This is a genomic window from Nonomuraea sp. ZG12 (assembly GCF_052068115.1).
Classification (GTDB): domain Bacteria; phylum Actinomycetota; class Actinomycetes; order Streptosporangiales; family Streptosporangiaceae; genus Nonomuraea.
In genome coordinates this window covers 26,199-50,895 of the sequence record NZ_JBQHCW010000015.1, presented here as the reverse complement: position 1 = coordinate 50,895, position 24,697 = coordinate 26,199, and the positions used below count along the sequence as shown (strand labels likewise).

Sequence of the window (24,697 nt, the reverse complement as noted above, 5' to 3'; positions counted from 1 at the left end):
CAGCATGCGTACAGCAACACGGCCTGATCGCCCGGCGGTCACGTTCCCTGACCTGATCGCATCCCTTCGCCGCTTGGGTGGCGGTCAGTCCTGGGGCAGGAAGGCCCTCAGCTGCCAGCCGCCCTCCGGCAGCGGACCCGCTTCGACCTGGCCGCCCGCCTGGGCCAGCCGTTCGGCCAGGCCCCGCAACCCACTACCGCCGCCACCGGAAGCACCGCCGGCGGCGCCCTCGGCGGCGGCTGCATCCTCGGCGGTATCGGAGGTGGTGGTGTCGGCGGGGGTGACAGCAGTGGTGGTTCCCGAGGCGGTGTCGGCGGGAGGTGGGGCGGGAGGTGAGGTGGGGCCGTTGTCGCGGATGGTGAGGGACGTGCCGGTCAGCTCGATCTCCGCGCGGGTGGCGCCGCTGTGCCGGATGATGTTGGTGACGCCCTCGCGCACCACCCAGCCCAGCAGCGTCTGTGCCCGCCCGTCCGGCTCGGGACCGGTCCTGCGCACGACCGGCTCGACGCCGGCCGCCCGCAGCGCGTCCACGGCCCGGCCCAGCTCGCCGGTCAGGCTGGCCTCGCGGTAGCCGGTGACCGCCTCGCGAACCTCGGCCAGGGCCTGCCTGCCGACCGTCTCGATGTCCCCGGCCTGCCGCCGGGCCTGCTCCGGGTCGCGCAGGGCCAGGCGGCGCACCGCCTCGGCCTTCACCACGATCACCGACAGTGTGTGGCCGAGCAGGTCGTGCAGGTCACGGGCGAACCGCAGCCGCTCCCGCGTCACGGCGGCCTCGGCCAGCTGCTGCCGGGTGTCGTGCAGCTCGGCGATGAGGGCGTGCAGATGCAGGATGAACGCGACGACGATCCCGGCGCTGAACGTTCCCCACGAGAACGTCATGATCGACTCCAGCTGCCCGCCGCCCCGCCACACCACCAGCGCCGTCACCCCGGTCAGGGCCAGCAGCGCGATCCGTACGCGCCGGCCGTACAGGACGACCCCGCACGCGATGCCGACCAGCGGGAACAGATACAGCCAGCCGCCGCCGAAGTGAGCCGCCAGGGCGGTCACCACGGCGGCGAGCGCGATGAGCGCCGCCGTCGCGAGCGCGGGGACGCGCCGGAACGCCAGCAGGACCGCGGCCGCGTACAGGGCGGCGACACCGGCCAGGCCCAGCCAGGCGAGCCAGGCCGGCCGGTCCACCCCGGTGGCGGCGTCCCAGGCCGCGGCGACGCCCAGCAGGACGAACACCAGGATCCCCTTGGCGTCGAGCGGGTCGTACGGTCGGCCGTCCGGCGGACGGACATGGTCGGAGAGCATCGCTCCCACGTTAGACGCCGCCGGTCGCGGCCGGCGGCACGGCGTTCGCCGCCGGCCGGCCGCAACGCGACGGCCGAGCCCGGCAGGACCGGATCACCACGGCCGGGCCCCCGCGGCACTGGACCACCAGGGCCGGGCCGCCGACGGCACCGGATCGCCCCCGTCGGGCTGCCGACAGGGCCGGATCACCATGCATCTCGTGGCAGCCCGCGAAGCGCTCCCCCGTTTTTCTATCAAGTGATTGACTTCAGGGCCGGCCTGCCCGTAACTTTCTATCAACTGATAGAAGATGGAGGGCGGCATGACCGTCAAGCGCGCCAAACCGGGTCCGCGATCGCAGGAGCGTCAGGAGCGGCTGATCGCGGCCGGGTATCGCGCCATGGTCCGCTCCGGCCTGGCGGGGGCGCGCACGCGTGACATCGCCGCCGAGGCCGGCATCACCGTCGCCACCCTGCACTACTACTTCCCGACCAAGGGCGACCTCGTGCGGTCCGTGCTGGAGCACACGATCCGCGAGCGGATGCTGGCGCCGCTGCGACTGGACGCCGAGTGGCAGGACGGCCTGGCCGCGCTGCGCACGATGCTCACCGGCCTGCACCGCCAGGCCGAGGTCGATCCGGGGCATTTCCGGCTGCTCCACGAGATGGTCTGGACCTCCCACGAGGACCCGGTGATCCACCGCCTGATCGCCGACTGTCACGACGAGTGGCACCAGACGATCAACGGCTGGCTCGAGACGGGCCAGCGGGAGGGGCGGGTCCGCGGCGACCTCGACACCGTCACGGTCGCGGGGATGATCATGTTCATCGTGCTCGGCATGGTGATGCGCCCGCCCATGCCCCCCGGCGCCGACACGCGCCTGAGCGAGGAGCTGGAGCGGCTGCTGACCTCGCTCGACTGAGAGACTTCCAAGGAGATGACGACATGTCCCACCAGTACACCGAGGTGCTCATCGTCGGCGGCAGCCTGGTCGGCTTATCGGCCGCGCTGTTCCTGCGCCGGCACGGGGTCGGGGTGATTCTCGCCGAGCGGCACTCCGGCACCTCCATCCACCCTCGCACTCCCGGCTACAACGCCCGCACGATGGAGCTGTTCCGGGCGGCGGGAGTGGAGGAGGCCGTGCGCGCGGCCGGGCCGTGGCGGCTCAACGGCTCGGGGCTGCTCTGGGCCGAGAGCCTGACCAGCCCGCACCACTACTGGATCGAGCGGCCGAGCGCCCGGCAGGACCTCTCCGATGTCAGCCCCTGCGAGGACGTCATGCTCTCCCAGGACGTGCTCGAACCCGTGCTGCGCGAGCACGCCGAGACGCTCGGCGCCGATCTGCGGTTCGGCACCGAGCTGCGCGCGTACGACGACGGCCCGGACCGCGTGACGGCCGTGCTGCAGGAGCGGGCCACCGGCGCCCGTGTCACGGTGCACGCCGACTACCTGATCGCCGCCGACGGGGCCGGCAGTGTCATCCGCGCCAAGCTCGGCATCGGCAGGAGCGGGGTCGGCGTGCTGGAGCACATCGCCGGCATCATGGCCCGCGCCGACCTCGGCGACGCGCTGCGTGACAGGACGTTCGCGATCTGCCAGGTGAACAATTCAGGTTTCTCCGGGATGGTCCGTGTTATCGGCGACACGATGGCTCTGCATGTCCCCTTCGATCCCGAGGAGGGCGTCGGCCAGTTCACCGCGGAGCGCTGCGTCGAGCTCGCGCGCGCCGCCGCTGGGGTGCCCGACCTGGCGGTCGAGCCGCTGGAGGTGCTGCCCTGGCAGAGTACGGCCGCCGTGGCCGACTCGTTCGCCGACGGCCGGATCTTCCTGGCCGGGGATGCGGCTCACGTCATGCCTCCGGCCGGCGCCTTCGGCGCCAACACCGGCATTCAGGACGCCGCCAACCTGGCCTGGAAACTCGCCTACGTGCTCAACGGCTGGGCCGAGCCGTCCCTGCTGGAGACCTATGACGCCGAACGCCGTCCCGTCGCCGCCAGGACCGTCGATCAGGCGCTGGCCACGGGCCGCGACTGGTTCGGCGCGGAACTGCCCGCCGAGGTGGCCGCGATCGAGCTCCTCGACGAGGTGACCGTCAAGTTCGGCTACCGCTACGACGGCGCCGGCTTCGAGGACCCCCGGCGTCCGACCGGCGAGCCCGGCGCGCGGGCGCCGCACGTGTGGCTGGAGCGGGAGGGCCGGCGGGTGTCCACGGTCGACCTGTGGGCCGGCGGGTTCGTGCTGCTGGCCGGGCCCGAGGGCGGCGCCTGGACCGAGGCCGCCGCCCGCGTCGCCGGGCCATGGCTGACGCCGTACCAGGTGGCGGATGGCGATGCGGTCGCGGGGAACGGCCTGCTGGGGGACCCGGAGCAGCGCTGGGCGACGGCGTTCGGGGTGACCCGTGGCGGGGCTGTCCTGATCCGCCCGGACGGGTTCGTCGCCTGGCGCGCCGCCGAGCCGGCCGGGCCGCGCACCGAAGCCGCCCTGGGCGAGGCCCTCAGCGCCGCGCTGCTCCGAAGCCCCGCAGCTGTTGGGCCGCCGGCCAGTCATCGCAAGCCCCGCACCTGAAGGGCGGCATCGGACGTCCCTCGCTTGAAGGGGGCCGAGCGAAGTGACGGCGATGCTGTACCAGAAGGCGGCGCGTACCCAAGGCGCGCCCAAGGCGCACCCAAGGCGCGCGCCTAGGGCGCGCATCCGTAAGGCGCGCAACGGCCCCTCGGCGTTGCCGCCGCCGCGGCGGGTTCGGGCGCGCGCCGGGTCCCGGCGGCGGTCGCCGCCGCTGATCCGCCGGCGGAGGTCAGGGGGCCAGGAGCCGTCCCAGCTTGCGGAGTGAGCGGCGGGCCAGCATGACGGTGACCGGCCGCGCCAGCGGCCACAACGCCCGCCCGAGGAGCCCGAACGGCGGCAGCAGCCGCTCGCCCCAGATCACCCGGCTGCCCCCGTCGCGGGGCTGGACGCGGATGACGCCCTCGCCGCGCACCAGCCGGCCGATGTGCCGCATCCGCACCAGCGCCGGCGGCTCCCAGGCGGTGATCGTCATGACGTCGAGGAAGCCGAACGGCCAGATCCCGGTGTAGGCCTCGACGCGGCCGTCGCCCGTCTGCCGGGCCGAGGTCATGAACATCCACTCCCGGTGCCGGGGCCAGTCGGTGATCAGCGCGAACACCTGCTCCGGCGGCGCCGGCACGTGCACCGCGGCGGCCGCGTACACGTACTCCCCCACTCAGATCCCCCTGATGTCGTGGGCCTTGCCGGGCTCGGCGAAGGCCAGCAGCGCGGCGGCCTCGGCCTGGATCTCCTCTGCCTGCCCAGCCGTCACCGGCGCGAACATGTCCACGGTCAGCACCGCCTTGTCCCGCTTCCACGCGCCCTGGACGAAGCCGTCGACCAGGACGGTGCCGAGGACCTGCCCGTTGATGGTGATGACGCGTTTGCGGTGTTCGTCGGAGATGACGCGGGTGCGGTCGGCGTGGCTGAGCAGCAGGTTGTCGAACGGCGCCAGCAGCCGCACGGGCGCCGGCGCGCCGGGCCCCGGCCTGGGCGCGTCCGGCAGGTCGAACAGCTCCCGGCCGTGCTCGTCCTCCAGGACCACGAGCCGGGGCCGCAGCCGGTCGAACACCTCGCGCAGCCCGGTCAGCCCGGACCAGGCCTGGGCGTCGGCGACGGTGGCGGGTCCGAAGGCGGTCAGGTAGCGGGTCACGAGGTCGTCGAGGGTGGGGGCCGGGTGGGGTGCGCGGCCGAGCCATGACTCGACGGTGGCGTAGGCGGTCTGTCCTGCCTTGCCCCACACCGCCCGGGGTGGCACCTGCACGAGCGGCGCGAGGCTGCGCATGATCTGCGACAGGTCCGCCGCGCTGACTCCGGGGTAGCGCTCGGCCAGCCTCGCGCCCAGCTGGGCGCCGGTCAGCGGCCGCTCCTCCAGTGCTCGGCGTCCCGTCGCGACGACCGCGTCCAGGTCCAGTGACGCGATGGTCTTGCCGTACGCGTTCAGCAGGTATCTGGTGAGCAGCGGCTGCGTGAGCGGCCGCAGGGTCAGGCCGTCGGCGGCGCTGACCAGGTGGACGGTGCCGCGCATGAGCACGATCCGGACTGCCTCCCGCTGCTCCAGCAGCCGGGCCAGCTCCTCGGGGCGGAACCCGTCCAGGCGTGACCAGAGCCCGAAGTAGGGCGGGAACGGCGCCTGGGCCTGTAACCCCACCAGGTGTTCCACGGCCTGGAGTGCCGGCATGGAGTGGCGCCGCAGCAGCAGCTGGCGGTCGAGGGTGGCGCGGTTGAGCGCGTGACGGCTGATCACCGCCTTACCTTAACAGCACACAATGCTGTGCGGCCTTGCCATAGTGTGTGACACACACTATCGTGCGAAGGGTGATCGATGATGACGCGCTCGCCACGCACCGCCAGGAGCTCCGGCGCGGGACCGTCGTGCTGGCCTGCCTGCTGGTCCTGGAGCGGCCCGACTACGGCTACGCGCTGCTGGAGGCGCTGGAGAGCAGGGGCTTCGCGGTCGACGCCAACACCCTCTATCCGCTGCTGCGCCGCCTGGAGAAACAGGGGCTGCTCACCAGCGAGTGGAACACCGAGGAGTCACGGCCGCGCAAGTTCTACCGCACCAGCGCCGACGGGGCCGAGCTCGCGGCCACCCTCACCGCCGACTGGACCGACCTCGACACCGCCTTCCGCACCCTCCTGAAGGACGAGTCATGACCGCCACCCTCACCGACCGCTACGTCATGGCGATGCTGCGCGGCGTTCCCGGCAAGCAGCGCGCCGACCTGGAGCGCGAGCTGCGCGCCTCCATCGCCGACGCGATCGACGACCGGCTGCGGGACGGCGCCGACCCCGAGAGCGCCGAGACCCAGGTGATCGCCGAGCTCGGCGACCCCGCGCGCCTGGCCGCCCGCTACACCGGCCGGCCGCAGCACCTCATCGGCCCGGAGCTCTACCTCGACTACGTCCGGCTGCTCAAGGCGCTGCTGTCGGCGGTCGTGCCGGTGCTGTTCGTGGCCGCCGGCCTCGTACGGTTCCTCGACGGCGCGCCGATCGGGCAGGTCGTCTGGGACGCGGTCGTCGCCGTGCTGGTGACGGCCATGCACATCACGTTCTGGGTGACCGCCGTGTTCGCCGTCATCGGGCGGTCGCCGGCGCTGCGCGAGAAGCTGCGGGTGAAGTGGGACGTCTCCGCGCTGCCCGCGTTGCCCGCGCACCGGGTCGACCTCACCGGGCTGATCGGCGGGGCCGTGGTCACCACCCTGCTCGCCTGCCTGCTGGTGCTGACCCAGACGGTGGGGCCGCTCACCGGCGCCGACGGCGAGCCGATCGGGGTGATCGCGCCCGCGCTGTGGGAGTCCGGGGCGCTCTACCTCGCCGTCTTCTTTGCCGCCGCCCGGATCGGCTTCGACCTGCTGGGCTACTACGTGGGCTGGGGGGTGCCGCAGGCCGTCGCCAACGCGGTGCTCGGCGTCCTGTTCTCGGTGACGGTCGTCTGGCTGGCCGCCGGCGACCTGCTGCTGAACCACGCGTTCCTGGCGGCCCTGGGCTGGTCACGGTCCGTCGTCACCTACGTCGTCGTGATCACCGTGGTCCTGATGAGCCTGACCGACTCCGCCGACGGCTTCCGGCGGGCGTTCCACCGGCACCCTCGCATCTCTCAGTAAGGACAAGCGATGAAAGCAATCTGCCACTACACCTACGGATCACCTGATGTCCTCGAATTAGCCGACATCGACATGCCGGTGCCGGGCGACGAAGACGTGCTGGTGCGCGTGCACGCGGTCTCGCTCAACCGGGCCGACTGGTTCGTCACCACAGGAACTCCGTACGCGATCCGCCTGGCCTTCGGGCTGCGCAGGCCGAAGAACCCGGTGCTCGGCAGGGACGTCGCCGGGCGGGTGACGGCCGTGGGCGCGAAGGTGACCCGATTCCAGCCGGGCGACGAGGTCTACGCCGAGATCAGCACCGGCAGCCTCGCCGAATACGCCCGCGTCCCCGAGCGGCTGCTGGCGCGCAAACCGGCCAACCTCACCTTCGAGCAGGCGGCCGCGGTGCCGCTCGCCGCCGTCACCGCGCTCGCGGCCTTGAGCGGCCGGGTGCGGTCCGGGGACGAGGTCCTGATCAACGGCGCGTCGGGCGGCGTGGGCACCTTCGCCGTGCAGATCGCCAAGGCGTTCGGCGCGCGGGTGACCGGCGTGTGCAGCACCAGGAACACCGACCTGGTCCGGTCGCTCGGCGCCGACGACGTCATCGACTACACCAAGGACGACTTCACCCGTGGCGAGCGGCGCTACGACGTCATCCTGGACCTGGTGGGCAACCACCGGCTGTCGGCGCTCCGCCGCACTCTGACCCCCGCCGGGACCCTCCTGCTCTCCGCCGGCGACGGCGGCCGCTGGTTCGGGCCCATGCGCCGCATCCTCCTGGCCCTGGTGATCTCACCGTTCGGCCGTCAGAGCCTGCGCACGGTCAACCCGGGCCGGAGCGACCTGGCCGAGCTGACCGGCCTCATCGAAGCCGGGAAGGTCACCCCGGCCATCGACCGGACCTACCCGCTGAGCGAGACCGCCGAGGCCTTGCGCTATCTCGGCGTGGAGCACGCGCGGGCCAAGGTCGTCATCACCGTGCACCCCTGATCGAGGCGGCCATGCCGTCCAGCAGGTAACCGAGGCCCCGCGCGAAGGTGGCGTCCCAGTCGTGGCCGAGGCCGTGGCCGGCCAGCGTGGGATAGGCCGCCAGCCGGTCGACCATGAGCTCGCGCACGGCGGGATCGGTGGCGGCCTCGTCGCGGGCCTGCATGGTGGCCGAGCCGGTGACGTACGTGGACAGGCTGAAGGCGGCCGCGGGCAGGTCCGGCCCGCCGAACCCGGCCTCGGCGAGTGTGGCGTAGAGGAACTCGGTCCGCGCCAGCGCGTTCGGCCCCAGCATGGGCCGGTCCAGCAGCCCGGTCGACCAGGGATGGCGCAGCAGCGCGGCCCGCCAGGCGGAGACCAGCTCGCCCGCCCGGTCCCGCCAGCCGCCGGCGTCCGGCAGCGGCACCTCGCCGAACACCGCGTCCAGCGCCAGATCGAGCACGTCGTCCTTGGTCCTGACGTGCCAGTAGAGGGTGGTCGAGCCGGTGTCGAGCCGCTCGGCCAGCCGGCGCATCGTCAGCCGGGCCTCCCCCTCCTCGTCCAGCAGGGCGACGGCCTCGGTGACGATCCGGTCCAGGGTGAGCGGCCTGCGCTCCCGCTTGCGCGGCCGCAGCCACACGCTCTCTTCTGCCACCCGGCCGATAATACGCTGTACGAGTACCGGATCGATGGTCTAGTAATGGAACAGTGAGCCATATCGAGGTGCGCGACCTGACCTTTCTGCTGCCCGACGGCCGGGTGCTGCTGGACGAGGTGTCCTTCCGGGTCGGAGACGGTGTCAAGGCGGCGCTGGTCGGGCCGAACGGGGCCGGAAAGACGACGTTGCTGCGCCTGGCCGCCGGAGAGCTGCGACCGGCCTCCGGCAGTGTGACGACCACCGGCGGCGTGGGCGTGATGCGCCAGTTCCTCCGCCAGGGCACCGTCGCCGACCTGCTGCTCGCCGTCGCGCCGCGGCGCGTCAAGGACGCCGCCGCCGAGCTGGCCGCCGCCGGGGCGGCGATCGCCGCCCGCGACGACGAGCCCCGCCAGCTCCGCTACGCCCAGGCCATCAGTGACTACGCCGACGCCGGCGGCTACGAGCTGGAGGTGGTCTGGGACGTGTGCGCGACCGCCGCCCTCGGCCTGCCCTTCGAGCGGGTACGCCGTCGCGCGGTGGACACGCTGTCCGGAGGCGAGCGCAAGCGGCTGATGCTGGAGGCGCTGCTGCGCGGACCCGACCAGGTGCTGCTCCTCGACGAGCCGGACAACTTCCTGGACGTGCCCGCCAAACAGTGGCTGGAGCGGCGGCTGCGCGAGACGTACAAGACCGTGCTGCTCGTCTCGCACGACCGGCGGCTGCTCGCCGAGACGGCCGACCGCGTCGTCACGGTCGAAGCCGGCCGGGTGTGGGTGCACGGCGGCGGTTACGCCGGCTACGCCCAGGCCCGCCGCGACCGCGGCGAACGCCTGCGGGAGCTGCACCGCCGCTGGGAGCAGGAGCGGACCCGCCTGCGCGCGATGGTCCACACCCTGCGCGGGCGCGCCACCCACAACGACGCGCTGGCCACCTCCTACCAGGCGGCCCTGACCCGGCTGGATCGATTCGAGCGGGCGGGCCCGCCGGAGCGCGTCCCCAAGCAGCAGAACGTCCGCATGCGCCTGCGCGGCGGCCGCACCGGCAAACGCGCCGTCACCTGCGAGCGGCTCGCCCTGACCGGCCTGCTGGAGCCCTTCGACCACGAGATCTGGTACGGCGAGCGCGTCGCCGTGCTCGGCCGCAACGGCACCGGCAAGTCCCACTTCCTGCGCCTGCTCGCCGGTGAGCCCATCGCGCACACCGGCACGGCCACGCTGGGCGCGCGGGTACGGCCCGGCCTGTTCGCCCAGACGCACGAACGTCCCGACCTGCGCGGCCGTGGCGTCGCCGACATCGTCATGGCCGATCACCGCCTGGACCGCAATGACGCCATGGCGGCGCTCGCCCGCTACGAGCTCGCACCGGCGTGGGGCCAGCCGTTCGAGACCCTGTCCGGCGGGCAGCAGGCGCGGCTGCAGATCCTGCTGCTGGAGCTGTCCGGCGCCACGCTGCTGCTCCTCGACGAGCCCACCGACAACCTGGACCTGGCCAGCGCCGACGCGCTGCAGGAGGGGCTGGCCGCCTTCGCCGGGACGGTGCTGGCGGTCACCCACGACCGCTGGTTCGCCGCCGACTTCGACCGCTACCTGATCTTCACCGCCGAAGGCCGGGTCGAGCACGCCGCGGAACTCTCCTGGGACCGGTGACCCCCGGACGGCGGCCCGGGTCAGGGGCGGCGGATCAGGATGTCGCCGTAGGAGGTGCGGGCGCGCACCTCGACGGTCTCCTCGCCGCTGCCGGGGGCGCCGGCGGGGGTCAGGAGATTGCGTACGGTGCCGTAGGAGGTGCTGACGTCCAGCCAGACGGCGGTGCCTTCGGGGACGCCCACCTCGAGGTCGCCGGCGGCGGTGTCGAGCACGACCGTGCCGCGCGCCACCGCGCCGACGCGGATGCCGCCGGTCGCGGTCTTGGCCACGACGCTCGAGCCGGCCCGGTCGATGACGATGTCGCCGTAGGCCGTGTGCAGCCGCAGGTGGCCGGCCGCCTCGCCGAGGGTGATGTCGCCGTTGGCGGTCTTGATCACGGCCGGGCCGCCGATCGCGCCGATGCGGATGTCGCCGTTGGCGGTGGTGGCGTCGGCCTGACCGGACGAGCGCGCCACGGTGATGTCGCCGTCGGCGGTGTCGAGCCGGAGCTTGCCCGCCTCGTCGAGCCAGATGTCGCCGTCGGAGGTCTTGACCGTGCAGTCCCCCAGGCGGCCCTCGGCGCGGACCTCCGACGCCACGTCGGCCTCCACCCGCGAGCCGGACGGCAGCCTGACCACGACGTCGATCGAGCCGCCGCGGCCCCAGATCTTGCGCGCCACGTCCGATGGCGTCTTCACCGTCAGGCGGCCGCCCGCGAACTCCACCCTGGTCCGCTCGGCGGCCCGCACGTCGACCTCGTCGGACTCGTCGCTCGGCCGCACCTCCACGACGGTGTGGTCGCGGTCGCTGGCCGCGAGGCGGACGTCGCCGGTGCCGATGAAGATCGTGACGGAGATCGGCTCCGGGGTGTCGAACGTGGGCATCTCGGTCCCCTCACGGCGCGGCTCGAACGTCATGGCACCACTATGACGCCATCATAGCGTCACGGCAACTCCTTCTGGCGTCACCGGTGCCGAGGCGGGATCAGAGGACACGCCGCGGCGAGCGGCGAGCATGTCGCCGGTGTCTTCGCCAAGCTCGCCGGCGACACCGGCCGGCGCGTGCTCGCCGTGCTCGCCGTGCTCGCCTTCCTCAACGGGACGTGAGCAGCCCGGCCACGGTGTCGGCCACCCGGTCCACCTCGTCCTCGGTGTTGTAGTAGTGCGGCGACAGGCGCAGGCACCAGTCGACGTCCTTGTCCGCGAAGTCGAACTGGGCGAACTCCCGGAAACTGAGCGCCGAGTTGACGCCCGCCGCGTCGATCGCCGCCTTGAACGGCTCCGCCTGCCAGCCCTCGACGGCGAAGGTCACCAGCGCGCCCAGCTCCCTGCCCCTGTCCAGCAGGCGCACGCCCGCCAGGTCGCCGAGCCGCGCACGCAGCCGCGCCGCCAGCGCCGGGGTGCGCCGGGCGATCGCCTCCACACCGACCTGGCGCGCGTAGCGGACGGCCGCCGCGCATCCCAGCACGGTGGCGTACGGGAACTCCCACTCCTCGAACCTGGCCGCCGACTCCACCGGCCGGTAGTCCTCCGGCGAGACCCAGCGGGAGCCGTGCATGTCGATGAACAACGGCTCGTAGCCGTCCCGCAGCACCCGGTCGGACACGTACAGGAAACCCGAGCCGCGCGGGCCGCGCAGGAACTTGCGGCAGGTGGCGGTGAGCAGGTCGCAGCCGATCTCGGCCACGTCGATCGGGAACTGCCCGACGGACTGGCAGGCGTCGACCAGGTAGAGCAGGCCGAGTTCGCGGCAGTGCGCGCCGATCTCGGCGATCGGCTGGACCAGGCCGGAGTTGGTGGGGATGTGGGTGGCGCTCACCAGGCGGGGCCGGTGGGCGCGCATCAGCGCCGCCATCGCGGCCACGTCCACACCGCCTTCGGGCAGGTCGGGGGCGTGCACCAGCCGCACCCCGAAGCGTTTGCGCAGCGACAGGAAGGCGATCTGGTTGGAGATGAAGTCGTTGCGCGTGGTCAGGATGACGTCCCCGGCCTCGAACGGGATCGACGACAGCGCGGTGGCGTAGGCGTGGGTGGCGCTGCCGGCGAAGGCGATGTTGCCGGGCGCGCAGTTGATCAGCGCGGCGGTCTCGGTGTAGAAGGCGCGGACCTGCTCGGCGCGCGCGGCGGACGCCTCGTAGCCGCCGATGCGCGCCTCCAGGTTGAGGTGGTCGAGCATCGTGGCGAGCACCGGGGCGGCCAGCAGGCCGCAGCCGGCGTTGTTGAAGTGCACGACCTGCTCGCAGCCGGGGGTGTCGGCGCGCAGTGCCGCGACGTCCAGTAGTGTTTCCGCACCAGCGCTAGTAGCGCTACCATGAGTCTCCATGTCCGACAGTAGCACTTCCGCCGATCTGGCCTCCAGCCTCCGGGCGCTGCTGGCCGGGCTGACGCCGGGCGACCGGCTGCCCAGCAGCCGCGAGCTGACCCAGCGCTACCGGGTGGGGCCGGGCACCGTCTCGCGCGCCATCGCCACCCTGGCCGCCGAGGGCGCGGTGGTCACCCGCCCCGGCAGCGGCACGTTCGTCGCCCCCCGCCGCGAGCGGCCGGCCGACGGCGTGCCGGACACCTCCTGGCAGTCGGTGGCCCTGTCCGGGCGTGACTTCGACCCGGCCGTCGCCGTCGAGCCGCCGCGTCCCCTGCCCGAGGGGATGATCGCCATGGCGGGCGGCTACCTGCACGTGACCCTCCAGCCGACCCGGGCCCTGGGCGCCGCGCTGGCCCGTGCGGCCCGCCGGCCCGACGCCTGGCACCGCGCCCCCACGGCCGGCCTGGCGCCGCTGCGCGCGATCTTCGCCGAGCAGGCGGGCGGTGCCGTCACCGCCGAGGACGTGCTGATCACCGGTGGCGCGCAGGGAGCCCTGTCCATGCTCTTCCGGGCGATCGCCGCGCCGGGGAGCGCCGTGCTGATGGAGTCGCCCACCTATCCCGGCGCGCTGGTCGCGGCCCGCGCCGCGGGGCTGCGCCCGGTGCCCGTGCCGATGGACGGCGACGGCATCCGCCCCGACCTGCTCGCCGACGCGTACGCCATGACCGGTTCCCGGGTCCTGTACTGCCAGCCGACGTTCCACAACCCGACCGGCGCGGTGCTCTCACCCGAGCGGCGCCGCCAGGTCGCCGCCGTGACCAGGGCCGCGGGCGCCTTCCTCATCGAGGACGACTTCGCCCGCCACCTCGGCCACGGCATCCCCCTGCCGCCCCCGCTGGTCGCGGACGACCGCGACGGCACGGTGATCCAGCTGACCTCACTCACCAAGCCCGCCTCACCCAGCCTGCGCATCGGCGCGGTGATCGCCCGCGGCCCGGTGCTGCGGCGACTGGCGGGCATGCGCTTCGTCGACGACTTCTTCACCGCCCGCCCCCTGCAGGAGGCGGCCATCGAGCTGCTCAGCACCCCCGCCTGGGACCGCCACCTGCGCGCGCTCGGCGCGGCGCTGCGCGAGCGCCGCGCCCTCCTGGCCGGCGCGCTGGCCGCGCGGGTGCCCGGCTGGCGGCTCACCGGCTCCCCGGCAGGCGGCCTGCACCTGTGGGCGGAGCTGCCACCGGGAGCCGACGACGCCGCCATCGCCGCCGCCGCCCGCGAGCACGGCGTGGCGGTCGACGCCGGCCGCCGCTTCTTCCCCGCCGAGCCCTCCGGCGCCTACCTGCGGCTCAGCTTCGCGGCCGCCGCCGACACCGCCGACCTGGCCGAAGGCGCCCACAGGCTCGCGGCGGCGGCACAGGACACGGGCCACTGATCGACGTGCGGTCGGTTACCCTGTGAGTGAGATGACTGACTCAACGAAGAGCGCGGTGCGCAAGCCGGGCAAGCGTGAGCGGCTGGTGAGCGCCGCCACGAGGGTGCTGCACGAGCAGGGGGTCGAGAAGACGACGCTCGCCGACATCGCCCAGGCCGCCGATGTCCCCGTGGGCAACGTCTACTACTACTTCAAGACCAAGGACCAGCTCATCGAGGCGGCGATCGGCGCGCACGCGCAGCAGTTCCACACGATGACCGCCGCCCTGGAGCAGCACGCCGCCACGCCACCGGACCGCCTCAAGGCGCTCGTCCAGGGCTGGGTGGACCAGCGCGAGCTCGCCGCCCGCTACGGCTGCCCCACCGGCACCCTCTGCTCGGAGCTGGACAAGCGGGCCGACGGCCTCGACCGGGCGGCGGCCGGGGTCATGGGGCTGCTGATCGACTGGGTGGAGCTGCGCTTCGCCGAGATGGGGCGGCCGGACTCCCGCGAGCTCGCGGTCGCCCTGATCGCCGCCTACCAGGGGATCTCGCTGCTCACCAACACCTTCCGTGACCCGGAGCTGATGGTCGCCGAGGGGCGTCGCCTCCAGAGCTGGATCGACTCACTCGCCTGAGACGCCCCGCTCACCGTCCGCCGAGCGGGACCCGCCGCCGCACGACCTTACGGTGGGTGATGCGCCATCCTCCGTCGCCGCGGGCGACCACGTCCTCGTAGGTGACGCTCGCGCAGGTGCCGTCCGCGTGCACGCCGATCCCTTTGGACAGGCCGCGGACCGTGCCGTCGGCCAGCTCGCCGAGCACGATGTTGGTGACGTGATGGCCGACGGGGTTCGCCTCGCCCAGCGCGAGCGCCGCCTCCCGCAGCGCCGCCAGCCCCAGGATGATGCCGCCGCCGAGGTCGGTGACGTCGTAGCGGATGTCGGCGGTGAAGAGCTCGTCCATGCGGTCGAGCTCGCCGCCGTCCACGAGATGGCCGTGCAACGAGATCAGCTCGATGATGGCCGTACGGTCCTCAGCGGTCAGTGTCATCTCAGTCCCCTCGTCGAGCTCCCTGTGCCACGTTACGACGCGGCAGCCGCGCGACGAGGCCACGGACCACGTGGCGCGCGTCCGAGCCGACACCGCGCAACGTGTTGGACGAAGGGGTGCGCTGCCACTCCAGCCCAAGGAAGCCCAGGCCGGGATGGGTGCTCGACAGGCCCTGCGCGTGCCGGGGATGCCCCGAAGGTGCCAGCGCGCCGAGGGGATCGAGATAGTCCAGGTGGGGCCGGTAGCCGGTGGCCAGCACGATGGCGTCCACCCGCTCGCGGCGGCCGTCGGCCCACTCCACCTCGTCTCCCGCCAGCCGCGCGAACATCGGGCGGCGGTCCATCCGGCCCTGGCGCAGGGCGTCACGGTAGCGGCCCGGGTCGAGCACCGGCGAGGCGGGCGGGTCTGCCGAGCGTCGCAGCGGCAGCCGGTCGAAACCGGTGAGCCGGAACCAGAAGTGCAGGTCCCGCCCCAGCGGCCGCTGCGGGACGAACCGGACGGGCGCGCGGCTGGCCAGGGTGACGCGGGAGTGCTCGGCCAGTTCGTAGGCGATCTGGACCGCGGAGTTGCCCGCGCCCACCACCACGACCCGCCGCCCGGCCAGCGCCTGCGGCGCGCGGTAGCAGGCGGCGTGGGTGATCCGGCCGGTGTACGTCTCCTGGCCCGGCAGCGCGGGCAGGTGGGGGTGGCCGAAGGAGCCGGTGGCGGCGATCAGCGCCGTCGCGCTCAGGCTCTGCCCGTCCTGCAGGTGCACGGTGAAGCCGCCGTCCGTCGCGGTGACGCCGCCGACCCGGGCTCCGGTGCGGATCTCGGCGCCGTCACGGGACAGCTCGCCCGCGTAATGCTCCAGGTAGGCCACCACCTCGTCGCGGTGCGGATAGCGCTCACCGTCGCCGTCGAAGGCCAGGCCGGGCAGAGCGCTGTAGCGGGCGGGCGAGAACAGGGTGAGGCTGTCGTAGTAGCGCGGCCAGGAGCCGGCCGCCCGCTCCGCGGCTTCCAGCACGAGCGGCCGCAGCCCCGCCCGGAGCGCGGCATGGGCGGCGGCCAGGCCGGACTGCCCGGCCCCGATGATGACCATGGGTTCCATGCCGAAAACATATCGTCATATTCTAATATGTCAATATGATGATATGAGCTAGGATCGGGGCATGGCAGGAGATCCCGTGGCCGCGCCGGAGTCGTGCGCGCCGCCGCCCCAGCTCGCCGAGGCCACGCACGACTTCCTCAAGGCGCTGGCCAACCCCGACAGGCAGCGGATCATGCTGCTGTTCGCCCAGGGCGCCGAGCTGTCGGTCGGCCAGGTGGCCGAGCTCGCCGGCATCGGCCAGTCCACCGCCTCCCAGCAGCTCGCCCTGCTGCGCCGCGGCGGCATCATCGCCTCCCGGCGCGACGGCAAGGCCGTGCTCTACCGAGGTGACCGCGAACGCGCCGCCCAGGCCCTCGCCGACCTGCAGCGTTACCTGCGCCTCTGCTGCTGAGCAGGGCCGTCCGCGTCGGCGCGCACATGCCGCAGGAGGACGGCGGCCGGGACGGCGATCAACGCCATGATCACGGCGGCCGTGATCGAGGTGGCCCGCAGGCCGGACACGAACGCGGCGGAGGCGGCCTCCATCAGGGGCCCGCGCAGGCTCCCGGACACCTGCCCGGCCACGGCGGCCGCCCCGGCCAGCGTCTCGCGCGCCGTCTGGGGCAGGCCGGGCAGCGCGGCCGTGATCTCGCTCCGATAGACGGCGGCGCCCACCGTTCCCAGCGCGGCGATGCCCAGCGCGCCGCCGAACTCCGTGCCGGCCTCCGACAGCGCCGAGGCGGCGCCGGCCCGCTCCGGCGGCGCCCCGGCGAGGATCAGGTCGGTGGCCAGGGTGGCGACCATGCCGATGCCGGCCGCCATGACGCCCACGCAGGCCACCAGGACGGCGGGCGGGGACGCCGCCTCGATCCGGGCCGTCATCAGCAGCCCGGCCGCGGCCACCAGCAGCCCCCAGGTGACGACCGTTCCCGGCCGGATCCGCCGTACGGCAAGAGTGGCGACCGCCACGCCGGCCGTCGTCGCGAGGATCGCCGGCAGCATCCACAGCGCGGCGGCGAGCGGGCGCAGCCCGGCGACGAGCTGCAGGAACTGCGCGGCGAACAGCGTCAGCCCGACCATGGCGAACATCGTCACCGAGTTCACGGCCAGTGAGGTGGTGAACGTCCTCGACCGGAACAGCCGCAGGTCGATCATCGGCGCGGCCAGCCGGGCCTGCCTGCGCACGAACAGCGCCCCGAGCCCCAGCCCGGCCAGCACAGCGGCCGGAGCGCCCCAGCCGGGCTCCTCCTCGGCCAGCAGCTTCACCCCGTAGATCACCGGCAGCACGGCGGCGAGCGACAGGCCCGCGCTCACCACGTCGAACCTGCCCGGCGACGGATCGCGGTGCTCGGGGACCAGCAGCGGCGCGGCCACCAGCAGCAGCACCATCACGGGAACGTTGAGCAGGAACGCCGAGCCCCACCAGAACCGCTCCAGGAGCAGCCCGCCGGCGACCGGCCCGATCACCGCGCCGCCGGAGAACCCCGCCGCCCACACCCCGACGGCGGTCCGGCGCCGGCGCGGGTCCTGGAACATGGTGCGGATCAGCGCGAGCGTGGACGGCGCGAGGGTCGCCCCGGCCACGCCGAGCAGCGCCCGGGCGGCGATGAGCTCCTGCGCGCTGCCGGAGTACGCCGCCACGGCCGACGCCGCCCCGAACGCCGCCGCGCCGATCATCAACAGCCGCCGGCGGCCGATCCTGTCGCCCAGCGTGCCCATCGTGACCAGGAGACCGGCGAGGAGGAAACCGTACACGTCCATGATCCACAGCGTCTGCGTCGCGGTCGGTGCGAGCTCGGCGCTCAGTGGCGGAAGCGCGAAGTAAAGCACGGACATGTCCATCGAGACCAGCACGCCGGGGATGGTGAGCGTCACCAGTCCCGCCCGATCCCTCGCTCTCCCCATGCGAAGACCTCCTCCATGAGTACGGTGTATGCATACACCCTACGCACAGCTTCTAGGGAGGCATAGCCGCGAATTTCATCACGTGGTAGCATTTCGTCACGCAGAAGGGGAGTGTGATGAAACTGACGTGTGCCAGCTGCGGCGGGCCGCTGGACGTTCCCGCGCGAGGACGCCGCCCCACCTACTGCTCGCGCGCCTGCCAGGCGCGCGCCTACCGCGCGCGAGCGGCGGCACGCACCGGCCCCCGGCCGGAAGAGATCCAGCCCGCCGCGCCGGAACCGGCCGTCAAGGACGGCCTCAGCGTCGAGCGGATCGTCCGTACGGGCATCGCGATCGCCGACGCGGAGGGTCTGGCCGCCCTGTCCATGCGCAGGGTGGCGGGCGAGCTCGGCGCGGGCACCATGTCGCTCTACCGGCACGTGCCGGGCAAGGACGAGCTGGTCGACCTGATGGCCGGCGCCGTGCTCGACGAGGCGGAGGCCGCGGCCGGCGCGCCGCCCGCGGAGCGGGACGGCTGGCGGGCGCGCGTGGAGGCCTACGCCCGCATCATGTGGGCGCTCTACCGGCGCCACCCCTGGCTCCTGCAGGTCCTGGCGGTGACCCGGCCACGACTGGCGCCGGGCGGGCCGGCGCGCACCGAATGGCTGCTGCGCGGCGTCGAAGGGCTGAGCCGCGACCTGCCCACCATGGTCAGGGCGGCGGTCACCATCTCCGGCTACGTGCAGGGCATGGCGATGTTCCTGGTCAACGACCTGCAGGCCGAGCGCCTGACCGGCGTCGGCAAGGAGCAGTGGTGGGAGTCCAACCGCGACCGCTTCAACGAGCTGGTCGCGCGCGGCCCCTACCCGATCCTGGCGATGATCGCCTCGGCGGACCAGGATGACGTGAGCCTGGAGGAGGAGTTCGAGTTCGGCCTGCAGCGCATGCTCGACGGCCTCGCCGCCCACCTGGGCGACCGCCGAGCCGGCTGATGGACGCCTCCTGGCCGCGATCGGGCCGCGGCCAGGGGCGTCGTGCTACGGCTGGTCCACGTACAGGCGCAGATGTTGCGCCGTGAGGGACTTGCCCGCGCCGACGAGCTCGGCGGGAGTGCCGGTGAAGACGACCTGGCCGCCGTCGTGGCCGGCGCCGGGACCGAGGTCGACGATCCAGTCGGCGTGCGCCATCACGGCCTGGTGGTGCTCGATGACGATGACGGTGTTGCCGTCGTCGACCAGGCGGTCCAGCAGCGCCAGCAGGCGGTCCACGTCCGCCAGGTGCAGGCCGGTGGTCGGCTCGTCCAGCACGTAGGTGGTGCCGTTCCTGGCCATGTGGATGGCCAGCTTGAGGCGCTGACGCTCGCCGCCGGACAGCGTGGTGAGCGGCTGGCCCAGCCCGACGTAGCCCAGGCCCACCGCTTCGAGACGGCCGAGGATGGCCCCGGCCTGACCGGTGGTGAACACCTCGCGGGCCTCGGCCACGGGCATGGCCAGCACCTCGCTGATGTTCTTGCCGTGCAGCCTGTACGACAGCACCTCGGGGGTGAACCGCTTGCCCTCGCACTCCTCGCACACCGTCGCCACCTCGGCCATCATCGCCAGATCGGTGTAGATCAGGCCGATGCCCTTGCAGGCCGGGCAGGCGCCTTCGGAGTTGGCGCTGAACAGGCCGGGCTTGACGCCGTTGGCCTTGGCGAAGGCCGCCCGGATCGGGTCGAGCACCCCGGTGTAGGTGGCCGGGTTGCTCCGCCGGGAGCCACGGATCGGCGACTGGTCGGCGACGATCACGCCCTCCAGCCCGGCCACGTAGCCGTGGATCAGCGAGCTCTTGCCGGATCCGGCGACGCCGGTGATGACGCTGAGCACCCCCAGGGGGATGTCGACGCTCACGTCACTCAGGTTGTGCAGGGTGGCGCCGCGGATCGGGAGCTGACCGGTGGGCGTGCGGACCCTCTCGCGCAGGGTCACGCGGTGGTCGAGGTAGCGGCCGGTCAGGGTGCCGGACCTGCGCAGCCCGTCGAGGTCACCGGCGTAGCAGAGCCGCCCGCCCGCCGAGCCGGCGCCGGGACCGAGGTCGACGACGTGGTCGGCGATCTGGATCGTCTCCGGCTTGTGCTCCACCACCAGCACCGTGTTGCCCTTGTCGCGCAGCTGGAGCAGCAGGTCGTTCATCCGCTGGATGTCGTGCGGGTGCAGCCCGGCGGTGGGCTCGTCGAAGACGTACGTGACGTCGGTCAGGCTCGAGTTGAGATGCCGGACCATCTTCACCCGCTGCGCCTCGCCGCCGGACAGCGTCGAGGACTCCCGGTCCAGGCTGAGATAACCGAGGCCGATCTCCACCAGGGAGTCGAGCGTCTCGCGCAGGCTGTCGAGGATCGGCCCCACCGAGGCGTGCCGGACGCCTCCGACGAACTCGGCCAGGTCGCTGATCTGCATGGCGGAGCACTGGGCGATGGTGACGCCGTCGATGGTGGCCGACCGGGCCGCCTCGTTCAGCCGCGAGCCCGCGCAGTCGGGACAGCCGGCGAGCTTGACCGCCCGGTCGGCGAACGCGCGCGCCTGCCCCTTCATCGACTCCCGGTCCTTGCCGAGATACTGCCGCCGCACCTTGGGCACCAGGCCCTCATAGGTGAAGTTGTTGGCCCCGAGCTTCACCTTGACCGGCGGCTTGTGCAGGAAGTCCGCCCACTGCTCCGGCGTGTAGTCACGCAACTTGACGTCCGGGTCGAAGAAGCCGGAGGCCACGATGATCTGCCACGGCCAGGTGTCCACGCCGTAGCCGGGCATCTTGAGCGCGCCCTCGTTCAGCGACAGGTCCCGGTCCACCAGCTCGTCGACGTCGATGTCGGACACCTTGCCGAGCCCCTCGCACACCGGGCACATGCCCTGGGGGGTGTTGAAGCTGAAGGCGAAGGCGGGCCCGACGTACGGGGTGGCGACCCGGCTGAACACGATGCGCAGCATCGTGTAGGTGTCGGTGGCGGTGCCCACGGTCGAGCGGGCGTTGGCGCCCATCCGCTCCTGGTCGACGATGATCGCCGCGCTCAGGTTGCGCAGCGCGTCGACGTCCGGGCGGCTGAGGCTCGGCATGAACCCCTGGAGGAACGCCGTGTAGGTCTCGTTGATCAACCGCCGGGACTCCGCCGCGATCGTGTCGAAGACCAACGAGGACTTGCCGGAGCCGGAGACTCCGGTGAAGACGGTGAGCCGTCGCTTGGGGATGTCCAGGGAGACGCCGGTGAGGTTGTTCTCCCTTGCGTCACGGACCTGGATCAGGTCGTGGCTGTCCGCCGCGGTGTGATCCGATCTGCGGCGGAACTGGTCGTGGGGGTGAACGCTGCTGTCCTGCTGACTGGGAACCAAGGAACCCTTCCATCCTCGACTGCCGACATTCATGCGTTCAAGTGTCTCATTGATATACCAGTCTAGACTTTGGCCGGATTTTTCGGCGTTTATCGAGGATCTGTACGGTCAACGTTCAAATTGCCGTGTAAGCCGTGGGGCGGGATGATGGGCCGCATGAGCCGTGAAAAGGCAGGGATTCGCCCCATCGATCTGGCGCGGCTGGCGGACGTCTCGACCCAGCAGATCCGCAACTACGCCGCCGAGGGCATCCTGCCTCCGGTGCCGCGGACGGAGTCCGGCTATCGGCGGTTCGGCGCCGAGCACCGGTCGGCCCTGCTCACCTACCAGGCTCTCGCGCGAGGCTACGGCAGGGACACCGCCAGGACGGTCATGCAGGCCGTGCACGACGCCGACCTCCCGCTCGCCCTCACACTGCTGGACACCGGCCACGTCGCGCTGCACGAGGAGCGGCTGTCCCTGCAGGCGGCGGGCGCGGCGCTCGAAGCGGTCGCGGAGCAGAACCCGGAGGCGGCGCCGCTGCCGCGCTCCGGCATGCGCATCGGTGAGGTGGCCGCCTACCTCGGGGTGCGCACCTCGACGTTGCGCCTGTGGGAGTCGGTCGGCCTGCTGGCTCCCAAGCGCGAGCCGGGCACCCGCTACCGCAGCTTCGGCCCGGCCGACGTCCGGGACGCCCGCATGATCAACATGCTGCGGCAGGGCCGCTACCCGATCGCCCAGATCCAGCTCGTCCTCGACGGCCTGCGCCGCACGGGCAGCAGCGACGCGCTGCGCGCCGCCATCGCGCAACGCCAGGCGGAGCTGACCCGGCGGGCCAGGGCCATGCTCGAAGGATCCGGCCACCTGCACCACTACCTGGAGGGAGAGGTCACGGACTGACCGGGCGGCAGCGCGCCGGCGCTCAGCCTCTCGCACAGCGCCCACACCCGGTCGCGGGCGTGCTCGTCCAGCACGCTCGCCGGCCACGGACGGCGCCGGCACCGGCGGTCCACGTACGCGCCGGTCACGCCCGCCACCTCCGGCGAGGAGGCCAGCCAGACGCTCGACCTGGCGGACTTCGCCAGGTCGGCGAAGAGCAGCGGAGCCATCAGCTTCACCACCGGCGCGATCGGCCGGTAGACGTACGGGAACGCCCTGATCGGCATCGCCCGGTTCATCGGCGTGTGACCGTGCCCCGGGTAGGCGACGTTGACGGTCACGCCGGATCCCCGCAGCACCTCCGCGAAGCGGGCGCTCATCGCCATCAGGATCGTCTTCGTGTGGTTGTACTGGGTGAACGTCCAGCCCAGGAAGCGCCTTTCCGCCTGGAGGTCGTCCAGCGCGATGGGGCCGCCGGGGATGCCGCCGGTGACGTTCACCACCCGCCCGCCGCCGCCCTCGCGCAGCAGCGGCAGCAGCAGGTGGGTGAGCGTGAACGGCGTCAGGACGTGCGCGGCGAACATCGTCTCCACGCCGTCGGGGGTCAGCGTCCTGCGCGGGCCGTTCACCCCCACGTTGTTGACCAGAACGTCCAGCGTGCCGCAGCGCTCGCGCACCCGGGCCGCCAGCCGCAGCAGGCCGTCCTGCCGCGTCACGTCGGCGGTCACCGCCTCCACCTGCTCGTTGCCGGTGTCGCGAGCCAGCTCGGCCGCCGCCGCCCGGGCGCGGCCGGGATCCCGGCCCACCAGCACCACGCGGGCGCCGAGCCGCGCCAGCTCCCGGGCCGTCTCCTTGCCGATCCCGGCCGTGCTGCCGGTGACCAGGGCCGTCTTGCCTTGCATGCGCGCTCCCCGCCTTCGATGAGATCTGCGCACCCAAGATGACATCAGATGCCAATAACGTCAACGCGTGTTGGAATGTAGACTCCGGTGCGTGTCAGGATTGCGGGAACGTACGAGACGAGCGGTCGCCGCCGAGGTGACCGAGGTGGCCCTGCGGCTCTTCGCCGAGCGGGGCTTCGACGCGGTCACGGTGGACGACATCGCGCGGGCGGCGGGGCTGTCCAAGCGCAGCTTCTTCCGCTACTTCCCGGCGAAGGAGGACGTCGTCCTCGGCGGCATCGACTTCATGGGCGGCGAGATCGCCGAGCAGATCGCCCGGCGGCCCGGCCGGGAGGACGCCTGGCAGCTCCTGCACGCCGTGCTGCGCGGGTGGGAGCAGCGGATAGACGCCGAGCGGCAGGCGCTGGAGAGGCTCAGGCTGGTCGAGGCGACGCCCGCGCTGCGTGCCGGGTTCCACGCCAAGCGGGAGGAGGCGCGCGCCCAGATCGCCGACGCGCTGCTGGCCAGGCCCGGCCTGGGGCTGGACCGGTTCACCGCCGACCTGCTCACCACGGCGGCGGGAGCGGCTCTCGACAGCGTGTCACGCGCCTGGGCCGACTCAGGCCCGGAAACCGACCGGCTCGCCCTGGTCGACCGCGCGTTCGCGCTGCTCCGCCCGGCCTGCCTGGGCCCCGCGCCGGGCTGACGGGCCGCTTCAGCGGCCGCCGGTGAACGGGGCCTCCCCCTCCTTGTACGGCCGGAAGCGCAGCGCCGACCACACCTCGTCCACCGCCACCTGCCCGTTCGGCCGCAGGCCGTACTCCGTCACGATCGGCCAGAGCGTGTCGCGGTTGATGTCCGCCTTGTTGCCCTTGGGGTAGGCGATCCAGGTCGTCCCGGTCAGAGCGCTGCGGTGCTCGTCGAGCAGGCGGCGGGCGGTGGCGGCGTCAGCGGCGAAGAGCACCGCGACGGCGGCCTCGCGCGGGTCGCCCACCAGCTCGGCCTCCTCGGGCAGCGGCCCGACGCGGGGCAGGTGCTGCTCGTCGGAGATCCACACCGTGCCACCCGGCTTGATGAGCAGCTTGTCGGCGATGGTCTTGGCAGCCATGGTCAGGCCCTTTCGTAGGTCAGGTCCAGCACGCCGGTGCTGAAGGACTCGGACGCGGTGAGGGTGAGCGGCATCTGCCCGATCCCCTCGGTGAACAACCTCTGGCCGGTGCCGAGGACGATCGGGTGCACCAGCAGGTGCAGCTCGTCGAGCAGGCCCTCGGTCAGCAGCCAGGAGACCAGCGTGGGGCTGCCGCTCATCGCGATGTCCTTGCCGGGCCGCTGCTTGAGCTCGGTCAGTGAGGCCGCGACGTCGCCGCTGAGGATCGTGCTGTTCTGCCAGGCGGCGGTCTCCAGGGTGGAGGAGACGACATATTTCGGAATCTCGTTCAGTGCTCTGGCCATCGGGTCGGCGGGGTCCTGGTGCGGCCAGTGCGCGGCGAACTCGTCATAGGTGCGCCGGCCCAGCAGCAGGGCGTCGCCGCGCTCCATCAGCCAGCCGACGGACTGCATCATCTCGTCGTTCAGGTAGGGGAAGTGCCACTTCTCCGGCGCCTCCACGACGCCGTCGAGCGAGATGAACAGGCCGGCGATGATCTTCCGCATGAGTTTCTCCGCTTCTCGGGGTGTGGCACCACCGTCTCACCGACAAATAAATTTGTCAAGCCGACCGCGACATCGCGGGGGTTCCGGTGGCAA

25 protein-coding genes are annotated in these 24,697 nt (G+C 72.7%); 12 read left to right on the top strand and 13 right to left on the bottom strand.

Annotated features, from left to right (window positions below; genetic code table 11):
- Nucleotides 1–84: 84 nt before the first annotated feature.
- Nucleotides 85–1,299: a histidine kinase gene (locus ACTMTF_RS32100; protein WP_441114042.1), complete on the bottom strand. Its 1,215-nt coding sequence runs from the start codon at nucleotides 1,297–1,299 to the stop codon at nucleotides 85–87.
- 301 nt (nucleotides 1,300–1,600) lie between these two features.
- Here ACTMTF_RS32100 and ACTMTF_RS32095 point away from each other — a divergent pair, with 301 nt between their 5' ends.
- Together ACTMTF_RS32095 and ACTMTF_RS32090 are read left to right on the top strand one after the other, a co-directional pair.
- On the top strand, nucleotides 1,601–2,200 hold the full coding sequence (locus tag ACTMTF_RS32095) for a TetR/AcrR family transcriptional regulator (protein WP_397014915.1): 600 nt from the start codon (nucleotides 1,601–1,603) through the stop codon (nucleotides 2,198–2,200).
- A 23-nt stretch (nucleotides 2,201–2,223) separates the two neighbouring features.
- A complete protein-coding gene (locus ACTMTF_RS32090) occupies nucleotides 2,224–3,843 on the top strand; it encodes an FAD-dependent monooxygenase (RefSeq protein ID WP_441114041.1) in 1,620 nt (539 codons plus the stop codon).
- A 229-nt stretch (nucleotides 3,844–4,072) separates the two neighbouring features.
- Here ACTMTF_RS32090 and ACTMTF_RS32085 read toward each other — a convergent pair whose 3' ends face one another.
- Together ACTMTF_RS32085 and ACTMTF_RS32080 are read right to left on the bottom strand one after the other, a co-directional pair.
- Nucleotides 4,073–4,498, bottom strand: coding sequence for an SRPBCC family protein (locus tag ACTMTF_RS32085; RefSeq protein WP_441114040.1), 426 nt, complete (start codon nucleotides 4,496–4,498; stop codon nucleotides 4,073–4,075).
- A complete protein-coding gene (locus ACTMTF_RS32080) occupies nucleotides 4,499–5,569 on the bottom strand; it encodes a winged helix DNA-binding domain-containing protein (RefSeq protein ID WP_441114039.1) in 1,071 nt (356 codons plus the stop codon).
- A gap of 71 nt (nucleotides 5,570–5,640) precedes the next feature.
- On the opposite strand from ACTMTF_RS32080, the gene ACTMTF_RS32075 reads away from it, so the two are divergent.
- From ACTMTF_RS32075 to ACTMTF_RS32065, 3 genes are read left to right on the top strand one after another with little or no spacing between them, the layout of a single operon-like run.
- Nucleotides 5,641–5,979 carry a PadR family transcriptional regulator gene (locus ACTMTF_RS32075; protein WP_397014923.1) on the top strand — a complete coding sequence of 113 codons (339 nt, stop codon included), beginning with the start codon at nucleotides 5,641–5,643 and terminating at the stop codon, nucleotides 5,977–5,979.
- Complete coding sequence (locus tag ACTMTF_RS32070) at nucleotides 5,976–6,929, top strand: permease prefix domain 1-containing protein (protein ID WP_441114038.1); 954 nt, start codon at nucleotides 5,976–5,978, stop codon at nucleotides 6,927–6,929. The genes ACTMTF_RS32075 and ACTMTF_RS32070 overlap by 4 nt, the downstream gene beginning before the upstream one ends.
- 9 nt (nucleotides 6,930–6,938) lie before the next feature.
- Nucleotides 6,939–7,901, top strand: coding sequence for an NAD(P)-dependent alcohol dehydrogenase (locus tag ACTMTF_RS32065; protein WP_441114037.1), 963 nt, complete (start codon nucleotides 6,939–6,941; stop codon nucleotides 7,899–7,901).
- Here the strand turns inward: ACTMTF_RS32065 and ACTMTF_RS32060 are convergent.
- Nucleotides 7,885–8,532, bottom strand: coding sequence for a TetR/AcrR family transcriptional regulator C-terminal domain-containing protein (locus tag ACTMTF_RS32060; RefSeq protein WP_441114036.1), 648 nt, complete (start codon nucleotides 8,530–8,532; stop codon nucleotides 7,885–7,887). The genes ACTMTF_RS32065 and ACTMTF_RS32060 overlap by 17 nt on opposite strands.
- A gap of 53 nt (nucleotides 8,533–8,585) precedes the next feature.
- Between ACTMTF_RS32060 and ACTMTF_RS32055 the strand changes: the two genes are divergently transcribed.
- A complete protein-coding gene (locus ACTMTF_RS32055) occupies nucleotides 8,586–10,160 on the top strand; it encodes an ABC-F family ATP-binding cassette domain-containing protein (RefSeq protein ID WP_441114035.1) in 1,575 nt (524 codons plus the stop codon).
- Nucleotides 10,161–10,180: 20 nt separating this feature from the next.
- Here the strand turns inward: ACTMTF_RS32055 and ACTMTF_RS32050 are convergent, their stop codons facing one another.
- Together ACTMTF_RS32050 and ACTMTF_RS32045 are read right to left on the bottom strand one after the other, a co-directional pair.
- A complete protein-coding gene (locus ACTMTF_RS32050) occupies nucleotides 10,181–11,056 on the bottom strand; it encodes a DUF4097 family beta strand repeat-containing protein (protein ID WP_441114034.1) in 876 nt (291 codons plus the stop codon).
- Between the two features lie 175 nt (nucleotides 11,057–11,231).
- A complete protein-coding gene (locus ACTMTF_RS32045; protein WP_441114033.1) occupies nucleotides 11,232–12,461 on the bottom strand; it encodes an aminotransferase class V-fold PLP-dependent enzyme in 1,230 nt (409 codons plus the stop codon).
- On the opposite strand from ACTMTF_RS32045, the gene ACTMTF_RS32040 reads away from it, so the two are divergent.
- Nucleotides 12,460–13,869: a PLP-dependent aminotransferase family protein gene (locus ACTMTF_RS32040; RefSeq protein ID WP_441114032.1), complete on the top strand. Its 1,410-nt coding sequence runs from the start codon at nucleotides 12,460–12,462 to the stop codon at nucleotides 13,867–13,869. The genes ACTMTF_RS32045 and ACTMTF_RS32040 overlap by 2 nt on opposite strands.
- Before the next feature lie 31 nt (nucleotides 13,870–13,900).
- A complete protein-coding gene (locus ACTMTF_RS32035) occupies nucleotides 13,901–14,485 on the top strand; it encodes a TetR/AcrR family transcriptional regulator (protein ID WP_441114031.1) in 585 nt (194 codons plus the stop codon).
- A gap of 10 nt (nucleotides 14,486–14,495) precedes the next feature.
- On the opposite strand, the gene ACTMTF_RS32030 is transcribed toward ACTMTF_RS32035, so the two are convergent.
- Together ACTMTF_RS32030 and ACTMTF_RS32025 are read right to left on the bottom strand one after the other, a co-directional pair.
- Nucleotides 14,496–14,900 (bottom strand): nuclear transport factor 2 family protein, encoded by a 405-nt coding sequence (locus ACTMTF_RS32030; RefSeq protein WP_441114030.1) that lies wholly within the window; start codon nucleotides 14,898–14,900, stop codon nucleotides 14,496–14,498.
- Nucleotide 14,901: 1 nt separating this feature from the next.
- Nucleotides 14,902–15,987 (bottom strand): flavin-containing monooxygenase, encoded by a 1,086-nt coding sequence (locus tag ACTMTF_RS32025; protein ID WP_441114029.1) that lies wholly within the window; start codon nucleotides 15,985–15,987, stop codon nucleotides 14,902–14,904.
- Between the two features lie 61 nt (nucleotides 15,988–16,048).
- Here ACTMTF_RS32025 and ACTMTF_RS32020 point away from each other — a divergent pair, with 61 nt between their 5' ends.
- A complete protein-coding gene (locus ACTMTF_RS32020) occupies nucleotides 16,049–16,378 on the top strand; it encodes an ArsR/SmtB family transcription factor (protein WP_441114028.1) in 330 nt (109 codons plus the stop codon).
- On the opposite strand, the gene ACTMTF_RS32015 is transcribed toward ACTMTF_RS32020, so the two are convergent.
- Nucleotides 16,357–17,871, bottom strand: coding sequence for an MFS transporter (locus tag ACTMTF_RS32015; protein ID WP_441114027.1), 1,515 nt, complete (start codon nucleotides 17,869–17,871; stop codon nucleotides 16,357–16,359). The genes ACTMTF_RS32020 and ACTMTF_RS32015 overlap by 22 nt on opposite strands.
- 116 nt (nucleotides 17,872–17,987) lie before the next feature.
- Between ACTMTF_RS32015 and ACTMTF_RS32010 the strand changes: the two genes are divergently transcribed.
- Nucleotides 17,988–18,842 (top strand): TetR/AcrR family transcriptional regulator, encoded by an 855-nt coding sequence (locus ACTMTF_RS32010; protein ID WP_441114026.1) that lies wholly within the window; start codon nucleotides 17,988–17,990, stop codon nucleotides 18,840–18,842.
- Nucleotides 18,843–18,887: 45 nt separating this feature from the next.
- Here the strand turns inward: ACTMTF_RS32010 and ACTMTF_RS32005 are convergent, their stop codons facing one another.
- Nucleotides 18,888–21,125, bottom strand: coding sequence for an ATP-binding cassette domain-containing protein (locus ACTMTF_RS32005; RefSeq protein WP_441114149.1), 2,238 nt, complete (start codon nucleotides 21,123–21,125; stop codon nucleotides 18,888–18,890).
- Between the two features lie 243 nt (nucleotides 21,126–21,368).
- Here ACTMTF_RS32005 and ACTMTF_RS32000 point away from each other — a divergent pair, with 243 nt between their 5' ends.
- The gene (locus ACTMTF_RS32000) at nucleotides 21,369–22,091 is read left to right on the top strand and encodes a MerR family transcriptional regulator (protein ID WP_397014951.1); all 723 of its coding nucleotides are present in this window, start codon (nucleotides 21,369–21,371) and stop codon (nucleotides 22,089–22,091) included.
- Here ACTMTF_RS32000 and ACTMTF_RS31995 read toward each other — a convergent pair.
- Nucleotides 22,064–22,972 carry an SDR family NAD(P)-dependent oxidoreductase gene (locus ACTMTF_RS31995; RefSeq protein ID WP_441114025.1) on the bottom strand — a complete coding sequence of 303 codons (909 nt, stop codon included), beginning with the start codon at nucleotides 22,970–22,972 and terminating at the stop codon, nucleotides 22,064–22,066. The genes ACTMTF_RS32000 and ACTMTF_RS31995 overlap by 28 nt on opposite strands.
- A 91-nt stretch (nucleotides 22,973–23,063) precedes the next feature.
- Between ACTMTF_RS31995 and ACTMTF_RS31990 the strand changes: the two genes are divergently transcribed.
- Nucleotides 23,064–23,657: a TetR family transcriptional regulator gene (locus ACTMTF_RS31990; protein ID WP_441114024.1), complete on the top strand. Its 594-nt coding sequence runs from the start codon at nucleotides 23,064–23,066 to the stop codon at nucleotides 23,655–23,657.
- Nucleotides 23,658–23,666: 9 nt separating this feature from the next.
- Here ACTMTF_RS31990 and ACTMTF_RS31985 read toward each other — a convergent pair whose 3' ends face one another.
- Entirely contained in the window at nucleotides 23,667–24,059 is a 393-nt protein-coding gene (locus ACTMTF_RS31985) for a hypothetical protein (RefSeq protein WP_441114023.1), read from the bottom strand.
- 2 nt (nucleotides 24,060–24,061) lie between these two features.
- Nucleotides 24,062–24,604: a dihydrofolate reductase family protein gene (locus tag ACTMTF_RS31980; RefSeq protein ID WP_441114022.1), complete on the bottom strand. Its 543-nt coding sequence runs from the start codon at nucleotides 24,602–24,604 to the stop codon at nucleotides 24,062–24,064.
- Between the last annotated feature and the right edge of the window lie 93 nt (nucleotides 24,605–24,697).